The 14,425-nt window shown below is 55.1% G+C and carries 15 protein-coding genes; 2 read left to right on the forward strand and 13 right to left on the reverse strand.

Features of this window, described 5'->3' with window-relative positions; all coding sequences use genetic code 11:
• Positions 1-15 precede the first annotated feature (15 nt).
• The 5 genes from proC to JTP09_RS08060 form a co-directional block, all read right to left on the reverse strand.
• On the reverse strand, positions 16-849 hold the full coding sequence (proC, locus tag JTP09_RS08040) for a pyrroline-5-carboxylate reductase (RefSeq protein WP_204877935.1): 834 nt from the start codon (positions 847-849) through the stop codon (positions 16-18).
• A 42-nt stretch (positions 850-891) separates the two neighbouring features.
• Positions 892-1,701 (reverse strand): sugar phosphate isomerase/epimerase, encoded by an 810-nt coding sequence (locus tag JTP09_RS08045; RefSeq protein WP_204877936.1) that lies wholly within the window; start codon positions 1,699-1,701, stop codon positions 892-894.
• Between the two features lie 108 nt (positions 1,702-1,809).
• Positions 1,810-4,599 carry a type I DNA topoisomerase gene (topA, locus tag JTP09_RS08050; RefSeq protein WP_204877937.1) on the reverse strand — a complete coding sequence of 930 codons (2,790 nt, stop codon included), beginning with the start codon at positions 4,597-4,599 and terminating at the stop codon, positions 1,810-1,812.
• Positions 4,600-4,742: 143 nt separating this feature from the next.
• Positions 4,743-5,186, reverse strand: a complete 444-nt coding sequence (locus JTP09_RS08055) for a pyridoxamine 5'-phosphate oxidase family protein (RefSeq protein WP_204877938.1) — start codon at positions 5,184-5,186, stop codon at positions 4,743-4,745.
• 5 nt (positions 5,187-5,191) lie between these two features.
• Complete coding sequence (locus JTP09_RS08060) at positions 5,192-6,859, reverse strand: methyltransferase (RefSeq protein WP_370592538.1); 1,668 nt, start codon at positions 6,857-6,859, stop codon at positions 5,192-5,194.
• Positions 6,860-7,093: 234 nt separating this feature from the next.
• Here JTP09_RS08060 and JTP09_RS08065 point away from each other — a divergent pair, with 234 nt between their 5' ends.
• Positions 7,094-7,234, forward strand: coding sequence for a hypothetical protein (locus JTP09_RS08065; protein ID WP_204877940.1), 141 nt, complete (start codon positions 7,094-7,096; stop codon positions 7,232-7,234).
• A gap of 73 nt (positions 7,235-7,307) precedes the next feature.
• On the opposite strand, the gene JTP09_RS08070 is transcribed toward JTP09_RS08065, so the two are convergent.
• The 3 genes from JTP09_RS08070 to JTP09_RS08080 form a co-directional block, all read right to left on the reverse strand.
• Positions 7,308-8,204, reverse strand: a complete 897-nt coding sequence (locus JTP09_RS08070; protein ID WP_204877941.1) for a rhodanese-related sulfurtransferase — start codon at positions 8,202-8,204, stop codon at positions 7,308-7,310.
• 202 nt (positions 8,205-8,406) lie between these two features.
• Positions 8,407-8,895: a GyrI-like domain-containing protein gene (locus JTP09_RS08075; RefSeq protein WP_204877942.1), complete on the reverse strand. Its 489-nt coding sequence runs from the start codon at positions 8,893-8,895 to the stop codon at positions 8,407-8,409.
• Between the two features lie 124 nt (positions 8,896-9,019).
• Positions 9,020-9,475 carry a pyridoxamine 5'-phosphate oxidase family protein gene (locus JTP09_RS08080; protein ID WP_204877943.1) on the reverse strand — a complete coding sequence of 152 codons (456 nt, stop codon included), beginning with the start codon at positions 9,473-9,475 and terminating at the stop codon, positions 9,020-9,022.
• Between the two features lie 137 nt (positions 9,476-9,612).
• Between JTP09_RS08080 and JTP09_RS08085 the strand changes: the two genes are divergently transcribed.
• On the forward strand, positions 9,613-12,069 hold the full coding sequence (locus JTP09_RS08085) for a DEAD/DEAH box helicase (RefSeq protein ID WP_204877944.1): 2,457 nt from the start codon (positions 9,613-9,615) through the stop codon (positions 12,067-12,069).
• Positions 12,070-12,118: 49 nt separating this feature from the next.
• Here the strand turns inward: JTP09_RS08085 and JTP09_RS08090 are convergent, their stop codons facing one another.
• From JTP09_RS08090 to JTP09_RS08110, 5 genes are all read right to left on the reverse strand, one after another.
• The gene (locus JTP09_RS08090) at positions 12,119-12,484 is read right to left on the reverse strand and encodes an Rv3654c family TadE-like protein (protein WP_204877945.1); all 366 of its coding nucleotides are present in this window, start codon (positions 12,482-12,484) and stop codon (positions 12,119-12,121) included.
• The gene (locus tag JTP09_RS08095) at positions 12,474-12,782 is read right to left on the reverse strand and encodes a hypothetical protein (protein WP_204877946.1); all 309 of its coding nucleotides are present in this window, start codon (positions 12,780-12,782) and stop codon (positions 12,474-12,476) included. The genes JTP09_RS08090 and JTP09_RS08095 overlap by 11 nt, the downstream gene beginning before the upstream one ends.
• Before the next feature lie 35 nt (positions 12,783-12,817).
• Positions 12,818-13,246 carry a TadE family type IV pilus minor pilin gene (locus JTP09_RS08100; RefSeq protein WP_240333985.1) on the reverse strand — a complete coding sequence of 143 codons (429 nt, stop codon included), beginning with the start codon at positions 13,244-13,246 and terminating at the stop codon, positions 12,818-12,820.
• 107 nt (positions 13,247-13,353) lie between these two features.
• Positions 13,354-13,602: a DUF4244 domain-containing protein gene (locus JTP09_RS08105; protein WP_370592539.1), complete on the reverse strand. Its 249-nt coding sequence runs from the start codon at positions 13,600-13,602 to the stop codon at positions 13,354-13,356.
• 269 nt (positions 13,603-13,871) lie between these two features.
• Positions 13,872-14,423 carry a type II secretion system F family protein gene (locus JTP09_RS08110; protein ID WP_204877947.1) on the reverse strand — a complete coding sequence of 184 codons (552 nt, stop codon included), beginning with the start codon at positions 14,421-14,423 and terminating at the stop codon, positions 13,872-13,874.
• Positions 14,424-14,425 lie beyond the last annotated feature (2 nt).

Consider the following 14,425-nt stretch of genomic DNA (forward strand, 5'->3'; position numbering starts at 1 on the left):
GGGTATTGGGTGGTGTTACTTGCTGAACTCTTCGGTCATCTGCGCCGAACGGGTAGCACAGGCATTCATCGCTGTTTCGGTCAGCTCAAATTGACCCCCGTTGATGAAGGCTGAAACGGCGCGTTCTGTGGTGCCGTTGGGGCTCATCACCGCCTTACGCAGTGACTCTGCATCGGGGTTTTTCTCGAGCATGGCACCGGCACCAGAGACGGTGGCGGCGGCAAGTTCCTGAGCGGTTTTTTCATCAAGACCCAGCTTCACACCGGCAGCAGTCATGGTTTCAGCCAGCAGGTAGGCATATGCCGGGCCAGAACCCGAGACAGCCACTACCGCATCCATCTGATCTTCTGCAACGTCGATAACACGGCCCACGCTGCTGAGAATCTCAGCCGCCAGTTCGCCTTGGGCATCGGTCACCGTTGCACCGTACGATACAGCCAGCACGCCCTGCCCCACCTGTGAGGGAGTATTGGGCATACAGCGAACCGCCGGCTGACCGGTGGGAAGGGCGCGCTCCATAGCATCTAGATTAATGCCGGCAGCCACAGAAATTACCACGGCATCCGCTGACAGATGCGGCGAGATTTCCTGGGCAAGCTCTACAATGCCGTAGGGCTTGACGCCCAAGAGCACCACGTCCGCGCCCTCAACCGCCCGGGCGTTGGCGTCCTCGACGCTCTCACCCGCCAGCACGGTAATGCCATCAAGTTCAGTGGCAAGGGCGGACGCGCTTTCTTGCGAGCGAGTGGTGGCACGCACCTGCGCGGGGTCAAAACCGCTGGCGAGCAATCCGCGCAGAATCGCGCCGTTCATAGAGCCAGTGCCGCAAAAAGCTACGGTAGGTGACATAGTGATAATTCCTTTCAAGTTCAGCTCTTGTATTCCGCTTCTTTACGGTTGGGAGTTACCGAGGTGTCGGTGGGCGAATTCTAGGGTTTCGGTGAGGATTGCATAGCAACGATCGAGGTTAGCGGTTTTTCCGGTGGAGACTTCTGCAACTACCGTGCCGTCCCAGTTGGTATCGCGTAAGTAGTTAAGGGTTTCAGCCACCTTCTGGTTACCGTGCCCCGGTACTAGGTGTTCATCCATGAGTTTGTCGCCCGAGCCGTCCGTGAGGTGAACATGCCCCAAGCGTGAACCCATTTTTTTGACCATCTCAAGCGAATCTGCCCCCGAAGCCGCCGCGTGCGAGAAATCCCAGGTCATCCACTGATAATCAAAACGGGTCGGATCCCAGTGCGGGGCATACATCTCTATAGATTTACCCTTGAACGACCAGGGGTACATGTTCTCTACCGCGATCTTCACGCCCTCTTGCTCAGAGACTACCCGCACGCCCTCTACAAAATTCTTAGCGTAGGTTTTTTGCCATCTGAAAGGTGGATGGGCAACAATGACATCCGCTCCCACGGCGCGCGTCATCCTAGCTGCCATCTGCATTTTGTTCCAGGCACGTCCCCACACCTGCTGGGTCAGTAACAGGGTGGGTGCGTGAATAGCTGAGATAGGTTTCTGGTGCTTCTGCACAAGATCCAACAAATCCTGAGGCTCCTGGCTCAGGGCATTGCCGGTAATCATAACCTCAACACTGTCGTACCCTAAATCAACGGCTGCCTGAAAGGTTTCAGGCACGCCCAGCGGGAACAGGCAGGAGGTCGAAAGCCCCACAGGAATTTTGTTCTGTACAGCGTCCTTACTCATCACGTATTCCACCTATCTTCAGTCATCGCTCAATCCCCACGTTTGCCCGCTACACTCGACGCCTGAGCACTGGGCACTGGGCAAAACGCTAGAGATTACCCGTGAAAGCTACGAGGTCTTCTTAGCTGCTGGCTTTTTAGCGGCAGGTTTCTTTGCCGTAGTCTTCTTTGCCGCGGTCTTGCGTTTCACCGGCCCTTTAGCGCGCTTTTCAGCGAGCAGTTCCACAGCGCGTTCGTGAGTCAGCGACTCAATGGTTTCACTGCGGGGAACAGTAATATTAGTAGCCCCGTCCGTAATGTAGGGACCAAAACGACCGTCCTTGACCACAATCTTCTTCTCAGAAACCGGATCAACACCAAGCTCAGCCAGAGGTGGCTTGGCGGTTCCGCGTCCGGGCTGCTTGGGCTGGGAGTAGATCTCCAGTGCCTGTTCAAGAGTCAGCGAGAAAATCTGGTCTTCGCTCTCCAGCGAGCGCGAATCAGTGCCCTTCTTGAGGTAAGGGCCGAAGCGGCCGTTCTGCGCAGTAATTTCGGTGCCTTCGGCGTCCATACCCAGTACACGCGGTAAGGTCATGAGTTTCAGAGCGTCTTCGAGGCTCACTGTTGCCAAGTCCATTGACTTGAAGAGTGATGCGGTGCGCGGTTTTACTGCCTTGGGCTTCTTCTTTGGCTTGGCGCGACCGTTCTTGTAGTACTCGGTGGGCTGGGCGTCCATCCATGCCTGGATTTCTTCCTCACTCATTTCGGGAATAATTTCGGTGACGTAGGGGCCAAAGCGACCGTCACGTGCCACAATGGTGCGGCCGGTTTCGGGGTCGATACCCAGCTCGCGACCGTCAGATTTACCCTTTTCGATCAATTCGGTAGCAGTCTCAGCGGTCAGCTCATCGGGTGCCATATCAGCAGGAACATTCGCGCGAACGGGGTCGGTGATTTCACCGGTTTCTGTATCGATTCCCCCGCCGGTTTCAAGGTAGGGGCCGAATTTTCCGACGCGCAGGTTAATGCCGTCTGCGATTTCGATGGAGTTAATAGCGCGCGCGTCGATATCGCCCAGGTTATCAACGATGGGCTTCAGACCGCGCTTCTCACCGCCACCGAAGTAGAAGTCGTTAAGCCATGCGGTACGTGCTTCTTCGCCGCGGGCAATACGGTCGAGGTCTTCTTCCATCTCCGCGGTGAACTCGTAATCCACGTACTTTGAGAAGTGCTCTTCAAGCAGACGCACCACTGAGAAGGCAGTCCACGAGGGCACTAGGGCACCGCCGCGGACGCTGACGTAACCGCGGTCCATGATAGTTGAGATCGTTGCTGCGTAGGTGGAGGGGCGACCGATGCCCAGCTCATCCAGCACCTTCACCAGGGACGCTTCGGTGTAGCGCGGGGGCGGGCTGGTCTGGTGAGAGGCAGCTTCAATGTCGCTACCGGTGAGCACGTCGCCCTCGTTCATCTGAGGCAGGCGTTTCTCTTCGTTCTTTGCGTCCTTCTTCACCGCGTCCTCGCCACGTGAGGCGTCCTTGCCCTCTTCGTAGGCAGCCAAGAAACCGCGGAAGGTGATTACGGTACCCGATGCGCTAAACTCGGCATCGCGTCCATCAGTTGCAGCACCGCCCACCTTAGTGGAGGCGGTTGAGCCCTTAGCGTCAGCCATCTGGGAGGCAACGGTGCGCTTCCAAATCAGCTCGTAGAGGCGGAACTCATCGGCGGTCAGAGTAGATTTGACCTGGGCGGGGGTACGGAAGGAGTCGCCTGCGGGGCGGATTGCCTCGTGCGCCTCCTGCGCGTTCTTCGACTTTGACGCATACACGCGAGGCTTATCGGGCACATACTCAGCACCGTAAAGCTCATTCGCCTGGGTACGCGCAGCGTTCACCGCCTGATTTGACAGTGCCACCGAGTCGGTACGCATGTAGGTGATGTAACCGTTTTCATACAGACGCTGGGCAACTTGCATAGTGGAGCGCGATGAGAAACGCAGCTTACGCGCTGCCTCCTGCTGCAAGGTTGAGGTTGTAAAAGGCGCAGCCGGACGGCGGGTGTAAGGCTTAGTTTCCACCGAACGCACGGTGAAGGATGCGCCCTCAAGACCGCTTGCCAAAGAGGTAGCGGCAGCTTCATCCAGGTGGGCGACCTTACCGTTTGAGGCAGCTTTGAGAGTGCCATCATCATCAAAATCTTTACCTGATGCAACACGCGCACCATCAACGGCTGACAGTTTAGCGCTGAAAGATTCGCCGCTATTCGCTGCAAAGATTCCTGATAGATCCCAGTAGTTAGCGGAACGGAACGCCATGCGCTCACGCTCTCGCTCAACGACCAGGCGGGTAGCAACGGACTGCACACGTCCGGCTGACAAACCGCGAGATACCTTGCGCCAGAGCACCGGAGAAATCTCGTAGCCGTAGAGGCGGTCAAGTACACGGCGGGTCTCCTGCGCATCGACCATGTGACTGTCAATCTCGCGGAGCTCACCAAAGGCACGCTCAATAGCTTCCTTAGTGATTTCAGGGAAAGTCAGACGGTAGACGGGTACCTTCGGTTTAAGTACCTCCAGCAGGTGCCAGGCAATAGCCTCACCCTCCCTATCGCCATCGGTTGCCAGATAGAGCGCGTCCGCCTCTTTGAGTTTACGCTTGAGTTCGGCGACCTTTTTCTTCTTATCGGTGTTCACCACGTAGTAGGGGGTGAACTGGTTTTCAAGGTCAACCGCGAACTTACCCACCGGAGACTTCTTCAGTTCTTCGGGCAGTTCTGAGGGCTGAGGGAGGTCACGGATATGCCCCATAGAAGATTCAACCTCATAGGCATCACCGAGATAACCGCTAATGGTTTTCACCTTTGACGGGGATTCCACAATCAAGAGGGATTTACCATGGGTGGTCTTAGCCTTTGCTGGCACACTGCTCCTTGAAAAGTACGTCGATAGTAGAGTGGTTTGACTATATGCCTCAACAATAGCGCACCGATTGCCGTGAGTATTGACCAGTACGGTTTGCGCGCTACCTCAATGTTGATTTTTGCTCGCTGGGTTCTTGCCCGTTGTTAGTGGGCGGACGCGTCCGGGGCACCTTCTAGACGGCGGTAGGGCGCCATGAACATGTGGGTGCCGTTCATATCCGTCGGCTCAATTTCTACCCAATGGGATTCGCTGGTGGGCGCTAGGAGATCCAGGTGGAGAGCATCCGCACGCAGGGTCTCGCTGCCCTCGCTGAGCCAGTGGGCATAGCCAGCCAAGGTTACCCACCGTTTAGAGGTCTCCGTCGTCTCATCAACTTCAAAGGAGACGTTGCGGGTCACCATCACCGATGAGAACTTCTCGCCATCGGTGGTACGAAAGTAGATTTTACGGTGGGCTACAGCGTAGGACACCGGGTAGATGTCAATGACAGTGCCGTTAACAACTGCCACTCTGCCCACCCGATGGTTGCCCAACAGCTGCCAGCATTCGTCCTCGGTGAGCGGGTGCAGTGAGTCGTGTTCGGTCATGGGCATTAGTCTATGCTTGTTTCACAGACGATGAGGAATCCATCGCGCACGAGCTCTCTCACATGACCCATGAGCTGACGCTGAGGACTCTCGGGGCTAGTTGCTTCTGGCCACTCAAGAATACTTACCAGCGCATTAACAATCTGCCCCACCGCAAGCTCACCGTCACAAGCACCCACAAAACCGCTGGTTTCGCTGGTCTCAACGACTGTACGACGCAAACCCGCCCCCTGCCGCAAGATAATGACGCTAGGATGCTCCGCCCCAGGGGTGCTGTGACGCTCCTCGGTGACATCGTCAGCGACCACCAAATGCAAGCCCGCTAAATCTTCCTCTGTGCAGGCAGCTAGCTGGTCGTGACGTGCTACTGATTCGGTCAGCCAGCCTGCCACAGGTTGCTGAATCGGGTAGGTGATTTCCTCAAAACGCCGCACCAAAATATTCTGCTGCGGGTTCTGTTCTTGCGCCCTCAGACTGCTAGCTACGGGTCGGCGCAACCACACCATACCAAACCCAATCGCCTCTACCCCGCGGGCAGAAAAATCCTTGAGATAGTTCACATAGGAACTCTCGAAAAGCTGCCGGTCGCTATTCTCACTGGCATCTTTCAGCCAGGTCTCGGCGTACTGCTCAGGAGTCAGTACTTCACGCTGAATAAACCACGCCTCAGTCTCATCACCAACCCACTGCTGCAACCGGGCAGACCAGCCCTCTGAACCCGCGTCCACGGGAATTTCCCAGTTACCCAGCATCTGCGCGCGTCCGCCCTCTGTCAACACTGTGGGTAGAGTTTTGACCAGGGTAGAGACAATACCGTCGCCCGCCAGACCACCATCGCGGTAGGTGTACTGATCTTCGGGGCTTTCAAAAGAAGTGCGGGGAGTAATAACAAACGGCGGGTTCGATACCACCAGATCAAAGGTCTCACCAGTAACAGGCTCCAGCAAAGACCCCAGCCGCAAACTCACCCGCTCTTCAAGGTGCTGCGGATCAATGCCCAGCACCTGCGCGTTCAACAACAGGTTAAAACGGGTAAACGCCAGGGCACGCTGCGAAATGTCAGTTGCCGTCACATGACGGGTGTGACCCAACAAATAGAAAGTCTGAATACCGCACCCGGTACCCAGATCAAGGGCACGGTCAACGGGCGTACGCTCCGTAATCTGCGCTAAGGTCAGCGACGCATGGCCAATACCCAGTACATGATCCTTACGCAAGACGCCAGGACGCTGGTGGGCACCCAAATCAGCTGCCACCCACAGCTCGGTACCGTCATCAGATGAATGCGGACGCAAATCAACGCGTGCCAGCACCTGCTTATCCAGGCGTTCGGCAAGCCCCAAATTTATAAGCCCCTGCACACCAATCTCAGGCAGTGCAGCCTCAAGAGCATCCTCCTCAACACTCTGCCCCAGCAAAAAGAAAGCCACCACGGTCGAGAGATTCTTCTCAGCATCAGTGCTAGTATCAGCCGCTTGAACCTGCTGTAGGCGGTGTACACCGGGCACCACCATATCGCGTGCCATCGCGTCGAAAGCACGCGCACCCAGCAAATCCGCCACGTTCTCATAGGTGTAGGCAACACTCGTCAAAGAACGGTGCAGAGCCTCAAGAACCGCACAATCGTCGCTAACAGGTGCATCATTCACACGGGAAAAATCAGGATTTATCACCCGCCTTATTCTACAGATACACAGGCAAAGGGCATCCACTGCCGTATATTCCAAGCGTCGCAGCCGGTGGCGGGGACGCATCCGCCCCCAGCCTGGTGCGCTTATACCTGCTTGGGCAAAACACCACCAGAAAAACCCACACACCTCAAGCGCAGAGCCACACTTCACGACTCACACCAAATTATTTTTAGTATTTGCAACCATAAACACCCACAAATATGTAAAATTTGTGACATGGCTAATTCAGAAAAAATAGAAGAAATCAAGCAATCAATAGCTGACTGGGAATCAAAGCGCGATTCTGGGATGAACCCGGCAATTGTCGAAGAAATTCTCACCAAGCTCAACGCCGAACTTCAAGAACTCCAAGGCTAAACGCCCTATAAAACATACAAAGCCCCGCTGAATATTTCTATCAGCGGGGCTTTACCTCATCTTTACCTACTACTTACGAGGCAACAGCTACTGCACAACCTTGTGGGCAAATGCGCTTGGCATCATCAGTGGCGCAATCAGGGCACAGCAGAATCAGCTCACGGCAGTTTTCATTGGAGCAGTTCTCAAACTTATTAGAAGGTGCCTGGCAACGCTCACACTGACCGATGGTGACGGTGTCAGGGGTGAACTCCATGTGCATACGCTTATCAAAAACGTACAGGGAGCCCTCCCACAGTTCTTTATCGCCGTACTTTTCGCCGTAACGAACAATGCCGCCATCAATCTGATAAATCTCTTTAAAGCCGCGGTTCTTCATAAGTGCCGAAAGAATCTCACAGCGGATTCCACCGGTGCAGTAGGTAACGACAGGCTTGTCTTTAAGGTCATCATACTTACCCGACTCAATTTCTTTAATGAAGTCGTGAGTAGTACGCACATCGGGAACAATAGCGTTCTTGAACTTACCGATTTTCGCCTCGAAAGCGTTGCGACCGTCGAAGAAGACAACCTCATCACCGCGCTCTTCAACGAGCTGGTTAACTTCTTCAGGCTTCAGATGGACGCCACCACCCACTACGCCGTTCTCATCGACCACAAGCTCATCGGGCGCGCCGAAAGCAACGATCTCATCGCGAGCCTTAACAGAAAGACGCGGGAAGTCCTCAGCACAACCTTCAGACCACTTGAACTCCATCCCCTTAAAACCGGGGTACTGGCGGGTTTCTTTGGTGTACTGCTTGACGGCGTCAATCTCGCCGCCGACAGTACCGTTGATGCCGTGCTTAGAGATAATGATGCGCCCGCGCAAACCCAGCTTCTCGCACAAAGCGCGTTGCCACAGCATAACTGCTGTGGGGTCTGAGATGGGGGCAAACTGGTAATACAAAACAATTCGATTTAGAGCCACAACCACTATTCTAGTCGGTTTCTGGTATATCGAATGCGATGTTAAGTGATATGTAGCAGGCAGTTGGCTCGTGCGTCCGTCGCATTTGGCTCTCCCCTGACCCGGTGACCGCCCTCTGCCCAGGTGAGCAAGTTTAACACGGTCACCCGAGCAGAGTACGGTCACAGGTGAGCAGAACGTGGGCACCGGGGTAGGACGCGAGCTAGAGACCCACGAGCTCTTCCACTGTTTTTTCTGAGACAACACCCACCCAGGCATACATGCGGTAGTCCTGCGCCGTCACATCACCAGGCCCGTAAACTTCAATTGCCACACCGGTAGGTTGCAGAGGTTGGGAAGGAATGTACTGGGTCATCAAATACTCAAACCCGCCCTTGATGACCTCTGCGGCGGGCCCCACCAAGTGCGCGGTTGCGTACATGGACGCAGGAACAATTACCCCGGTCAGCCCCAGCGCCGCAACAGCGGGAATGTTCGGCACCATAAAACCTGCAGTGTAATGAAAACCTCCCGGATCCTCGGTGGGCATACAGAGACCCACTTTCTGCAGTTTTTGGGTCGCTGTCAACTGCTCAGGGGTTAGCTGCTCATTCAACACGTCCCACACACCGGTAAAGTCACTGTCTGCATCAGCTTCTATCGTCAGACCGGCTACCAGAAAGTCTTTGTACTCGATTAAAGTGGCGTCCATCAGTTCATCTTTCATGCAAGGGCTACCCCAAAATAACCAGTCTAACCGCTGCACCACATATTCACTGTACCCACGGTTAAAGGGTAGGTGGCGCCACCCTCGGGTAACGCCACAGCCTTAAAAACTACTTACCTAAAAGGAACTTGCGTCCCACTACCTGATCAGGGGTGATTTCTACAAACTCTAGTTTGGCGGTGTTAATCCACGGCACAATATTGAGTGACTCCGCGCGAGCGATTTCTTCGCTGTCAGTAAGCAGCCGCGCCGTACCAAAAATATTCACCGAATATGCCTCACCGCCACCGATACGATCAAACTGCAAGGTCACTCGGTCATTCAAAATCAGCTGCGTTAGTTTAGAACCCGGTGCGGTTCGAAAATAAATCTTTTGGTCAGCAATCGCCACATTGACCGGCGTAATGTGAATCCTTCCCTCATCGCTGGTACCGATGCGCGCAAAACGCAGGTGCTCAGCGAGCTCCCAAATTTCGCTCTCGGTCAGCGGCTGAGCAGGTTCGCGTCGTTTGGTTTTCTCAAAGTCTTCGGCTCGTTCGCCCTGAATGTTTATCGGAATACTCATATACCCATTGTGCCCCAGCACACAGGTTTTATAAACCATTCCCCAAGGATACAAGCCTATCTTTCATTGTCTGGATGCTGATGACAAAGGAAACCTGCAAGCTTTAAGGCGCAGGGGTGGTAGTGCACAATAGAGCTATGACTTTTTCAGGTGTGCCAGTGACAGACCCTACCCTTGCTGATTTTTTGCAGCGGCTCGGGTTCCACGAGGCACCTCCTGAAATCACCCATGTTCACAAGATTCCTGCCCGCGATGCTGTGACCGTGCCGTGGCCCGAATGGGTTCACCCGCAGGTGGTTGATACTTTTCAGGGCTTAGGTATTGATAAGCCCTACGCCCACCAGGTACACGCGGCGAATCTCGCACAAGCGTCCTCACACAACGCCGCAAACCAGCAGCATCTGATTATTGCTACCGGAACTGCCTCGGGTAAATCCCTTGCCTACCAGATACCAGTGCTGGACGCGATCCACCGCGGGGAGCTAGACCCAGGGATTGGCTTTGACCGCCATAAAGCAACGGTGCTGTACTTCTCGCCCACCAAAGCTCTGGCAGCGGATCAGCTGGCGTCGATAAGGGCGCTGGGGCTGAACACCGTACGTGCTGAAACCTACGACGGTGACACCGATGCAGCAACGCGCCGATGGATTCGTGAGCACGCCAATTTGATTCTGTGCAACCCCGATATGCTGCACTTTGGCATTCTGCCCAACCACCAGCGCTGGGGTTCTTTCTTACGCAAACTACGCTACGTAGTTATTGACGAGGCGCACACCTATCGCGGAGTCTTTGGCGCAAACGTTGCGCTTTTGGTACGGCGTTTGCGGCGAGTGTGCGCGCTCTACGGCTCTTTTCCTGTTTTCATTGGTGCTTCGGCAACCTCGGCGAACCCGCAAGATTCTTTCTCCACCCTTATTGGGGTTGAACAAACCGCTGTACACGCCATTACTAGAGACACCGCCCCACACGGGGAATCCTACGTCGTGCTGTGGGAACCACCGTTCAAACACACGGCAGTTACTGACAAGCTAACGGCGTCTTCCTCATCAGGCTCTGAGGGAAGCGGTGAGAACGGCGCTCCTGTGCGTGTGAGTGTCATTGAGCAGGCATCTGCCATGCTTACTGACTTGGCGGTTGACCGTACCCGCACTATTGCTTTCGTGAAATCCCGGCGTGCCGCCGAAGCTATTGCGCAACGCACCGGCTCTTATCTTGATGAGGTAGAGGTGGGTCTATCTCATCGAGTGCAGGCTTACCGTTCTGGCTACCTTCCTGAAGAGAGGAGAGCACTTGAAGCCGGTATGCGCAGTGGTGAGTTACTTGCCGTTGCCAGCACCAATGCTTTAGAACTCGGTATTGATATTGTCGGTTTTGACGCGGTGTTGGTGGGTGGCTGGCCCGGTACGCGTGCCTCATTTTTTCAGCAAATTGGACGCGCCGGTAGGGCAGGGCAGCAGTCTTTGGCGGTATTTATTGCCAGTGAGGATCCTCTCGATACATATTTGGTGCATCACCCCGACGCTATTTTTAGTAACGGGGTGGAGGCAACTGTCTTTGACCCGACGAATCCATATATTCTTTCGCCTCATCTGTGTGCTGCGGCGGCTGAGCGCCCGTTGCGCCGGGATGAGCTGGAACTTTTTGGTGAGAGCGTGTTGGGCTTGTTGGAGAGGTTGGTGGCGCGCGGGTATCTGCGGGAGCGCGCTTCGGGATGGTTTTGGACCCACCCCGAAAGCGCTGCTGACTTTGTTGATTTGCGCGGGGGCGGCGGTGCTCCCTTGCAGATTATCGAGGTTGAGACGGGGGCTGTGGTGGGTACCATGGGAGTTGCTCAGTCTCACGCCCAAGCCCACCCAGGGGCTATTTATACTCACCAGGGCGTGACCTTCTTAGTAGAGGATCTCGATGAAGAGAACAGCCTTATTGCAGTGACTCGTGCCCACCCCGATTTTTATACGCAGGCACGCGATATTACTGAGGTGACGGTGCTTGTTGATGACGAGACGGACGATTACGGGCAGGTAGCCTTGCATTACGGTAAAGTGCGGGTGCGTAACCAGGTGGTCTCTTATCAGCGCAAGTCACTGGTGGGTCAGGAGGTTTTGGGCGAGGAACCGCTTGACCTTGCCCCGCAGAACCTGATGACCAGTGCCATGTGGATTACTCTGGACCCAACAGTGATGACAGCGGTGGGTGTTGAAAAGAAAGATTTTCCGGGTGCCCTTCATGCTGCTGAGCACGCCATGATTGGTTTGCTGCCGCTGATTGCCACCTGCGACCGGTGGGATATCGGCGGTCTTTCTACTGCCTTACACCTTGATACTGAGATGCCCACTATTTTCGTGTATGACGGGTATCAGGGTGGTTCTGGTTGCGCGGAACGAGGGTTCTTAGCGGCTCGGTTGTGGATGCAAGCAACCTTGGACGCCATTGGAGCATGTGAGTGCGAGACAGGCTGCCCTTCCTGCGTCCAATCCCCCAAATGCGGTAACCGTAATGAGCCTCTTGATAAGGACGCAGCGGCTAAAGTTTTGCGGGCTTTGCTAGAACACACTCGGCCGTCCTATGAGGATGCCCCAGCAGGGGCAAACTAGCACCGTGTTCTGCACTTGGCTTCTGAATTCTGTTGCACAAAGCCGTCTGCTATTTCTTACCGGGTGGTGGACCGGCTCGGGCGATGCCTGCCGCCGGACCCACCCAAGCATAGGCACCGGGTATATCAACCGTTACGCGCACATCTACTGTGCCCGCGCGTCCACCCGGTTGAGCGCAGCCCACCAGAGTCGCCCGATTGGCGGCAGCGATACTGGCAGCAACGGTGCAGGGCTCCCCGGTAGTGAGACCGCGGGCGGTATCTGCTGCGGCGAGAGCAGCCAAATCTGCTGCGGCAAGAGCTCGCTGGTTGGCGCTGGCAACAGTGATTAGCCCTCCGATAACTACTAAAAACACCATCATGAGCGCAATCATCGCAATGGAGGTTACTGTGCCGCTACCTCTCTCACCGCTCATCGACTGCTCCTCTTGCCCCAGGGTTATCTGTGGGCAGTTGTGCGGGGTCTTCGTCATTTGCTTCAAAGAACTGGGCTTCGGCGAATCTCAAAAACTCGTTGGTGCAGTTGACCTGCCGGTGTAGTTCTTGCAACTGCCTGAGCTGATCTTGACTAGCGGTTGGGAGGGCGGACGCGGTCAGCGGCATTAGGGTATCCGGCTGGTTCTCGGTGAGTTGCTGGTGCAGGTATTCGTAGTGAGCGATGATGCGCAGAGCACTGAGATAGTAGGGGTTGTCACAGGGTATCCATCTACTCATGGGTTTATACGCTTTCTTTGGTGGTTCACTGTTATCTAAGGTTTTGAGGTGGAGTATTCAAGAGATGCTGAGGCTTCAGCCCTCTGCTGGAGGTCGCCGAACTGCCCGATAATGCCGGGGGCGGTGGCACTTACGCGTACGATGGTGATGTTTTCGTGGCTGACGGTTTCAACGGTGAAGTCTTCATCGATACCCTGCACCATACGAGTGATGGTTTCAGGGTTCTCACCGCGGGCTGCTGCGCGAGCCCCTATGCGGGCGGCTTCCTCAAGGGCAATATGTTGGGCGCCCACGGCGCATGCACCCAGAATTAAAGCCAGAATCACTACCACCGCCGGCAGCATGACCGCGAACTCTGCGGTGGTAGAACCACGCGCGTCCTCACTTCGCTGCACAGTTTTTCCTGTGGGTTCAACTGCTTGGCACCGGTCACAGGTGATAGTCGCTGCACGCGGGGTCTGCACGGTGCTTTCCTTTCTGCTCGCGATGTTTTTACATCTGCTCTGATGCTCACCGTGCGGTGGCTACCCGTACCTTGTGTGCAGCCACCGCACGACTTTGTGGCAGGGTCTTATGCCCCGGTATTCAAAGCGTTGCGGACAATTCCCATCAACAGTTCATTGACCTCGGGAGACTTCAAGATCGCCACCAGCAAACCGGCAAAACCTACAGCGGCTAACATCACAATCCCATATTCTGCGGTGGTTGCCCCTGCCTCTGGGTCATGAACAATATCGCCTTCAATTACCGGGGAGTGCTGCATGCTTGGTTCGATGGAACGCTCGGCGGTAGTAATTTCAGTGTTCTGGAAGATTCCCACGTAGAGTCACTCCTTCTTTCTTTGGTTCGTGTTATCAACAGTGAGTGAAAGCTCTTGGCTTCCAGCAGCGATTGGTTATCGCTTGGTTCTAGCCTGACCCGCTTCACAGCGAAAAAGAAGAAAAACCCAAAATCTGTGGATAACTCCCCTCCGCACCACTTTAAACGCCGTGATAATCGTGCCTGTGGAAAACACTTTGCCGGTATCCATAGGACGCACCTTGCTAACTTTTCAAAAGCATCGGCAGTTTTAGCGGTAACAGTGGACTCTCAGAAACTTGCCGGTATAAGCGTGACTAATACCGGCAGAACGCCCAAACAGATGAAGGCAGGAAGGGAACACAGCCCTAAAGGAACCACTAATTTGACGCCCAATTTCGCTGCTGCCTGTTCGGCATGGCGGAACTCGCTACGGCGAGCGCGGGCTGCCGCTGCTCTCAAAATTGTTGCGCTGGGTGCGCCCGCTGCGCTTACTGCGTTTAAAGAGTCACGTAGTTTTATCAGCTCCGGTGGTAGATGGTCTGCCCCCTGCCATGCCTGATTCCAGGTCAGCCCCGCGCTAAGGCGTTGGGCAACCGGTGCCATCGTGTTCTCTAGGGCAGGGTCAAGTTCGGTGAGATATGTCAAGGATGCGGGCAGTGAAATACCTGCTTCCTGCATGGTTGCGAGCAGTTCCAGCAGCAGGGCGGCGTCGCAAAAAGAGGACTGTTGGTCAGCAGTATCGGTGGGTTCATCGGTTGGTCTTTTGCGCCGTTCTCGTATTTTCAGTGATAGGGCAGCTAACAGACACAGTAGGCACAGAGCAATGAGTGCAAGATTCATGG

The sequence above is a fragment of the Rothia sp. ZJ1223 genome (assembly GCF_016900985.1).
In the GTDB taxonomy this organism is placed as follows: domain Bacteria; phylum Actinomycetota; class Actinomycetes; order Actinomycetales; family Micrococcaceae; genus Rothia.

What these genes read in the sequence shown, in the direction of transcription:
- proC (WP_204877935.1), bottom strand. Translation starts at nt 849, where the DNA reads ATGTCACCTACCGTAGCTTTTTGCGGCACTGGCTCTATGAACGGCGCG.
- JTP09_RS08045 (WP_204877936.1), bottom strand. Translation starts at nt 1,701, where the DNA reads ATGAGTAAGGACGCTGTACAGAACAAAATTCCTGTGGGGCTTTCGACC.
- JTP09_RS08055 (WP_204877938.1), bottom strand. Translation starts at nt 5,186, where the DNA reads ATGACCGAACACGACTCACTGCACCCGCTCACCGAGGACGAATGCTGG.
- JTP09_RS08065 (WP_204877940.1), top strand. Translation starts at nt 7,094, where the DNA reads ATGGCTAATTCAGAAAAAATAGAAGAAATCAAGCAATCAATAGCTGAC.
- JTP09_RS08075 (WP_204877942.1), bottom strand. Translation starts at nt 8,895, where the DNA reads ATGGACGCCACTTTAATCGAGTACAAAGACTTTCTGGTAGCCGGTCTG.
- JTP09_RS08080 (WP_204877943.1), bottom strand. Translation starts at nt 9,475, where the DNA reads ATGAGTATTCCGATAAACATTCAGGGCGAACGAGCCGAAGACTTTGAG.
- JTP09_RS08085 (WP_204877944.1), top strand. Translation starts at nt 9,613, where the DNA reads ATGACTTTTTCAGGTGTGCCAGTGACAGACCCTACCCTTGCTGATTTT.
- JTP09_RS08090 (WP_204877945.1), bottom strand. Translation starts at nt 12,484, where the DNA reads ATGAGCGGTGAGAGAGGTAGCGGCACAGTAACCTCCATTGCGATGATT.
- JTP09_RS08095 (WP_204877946.1), bottom strand. Translation starts at nt 12,782, where the DNA reads ATGAGTAGATGGATACCCTGTGACAACCCCTACTATCTCAGTGCTCTG.
- JTP09_RS08110 (WP_204877947.1), bottom strand. Translation starts at nt 14,423, where the DNA reads ATGAATCTTGCACTCATTGCTCTGTGCCTACTGTGTCTGTTAGCTGCC.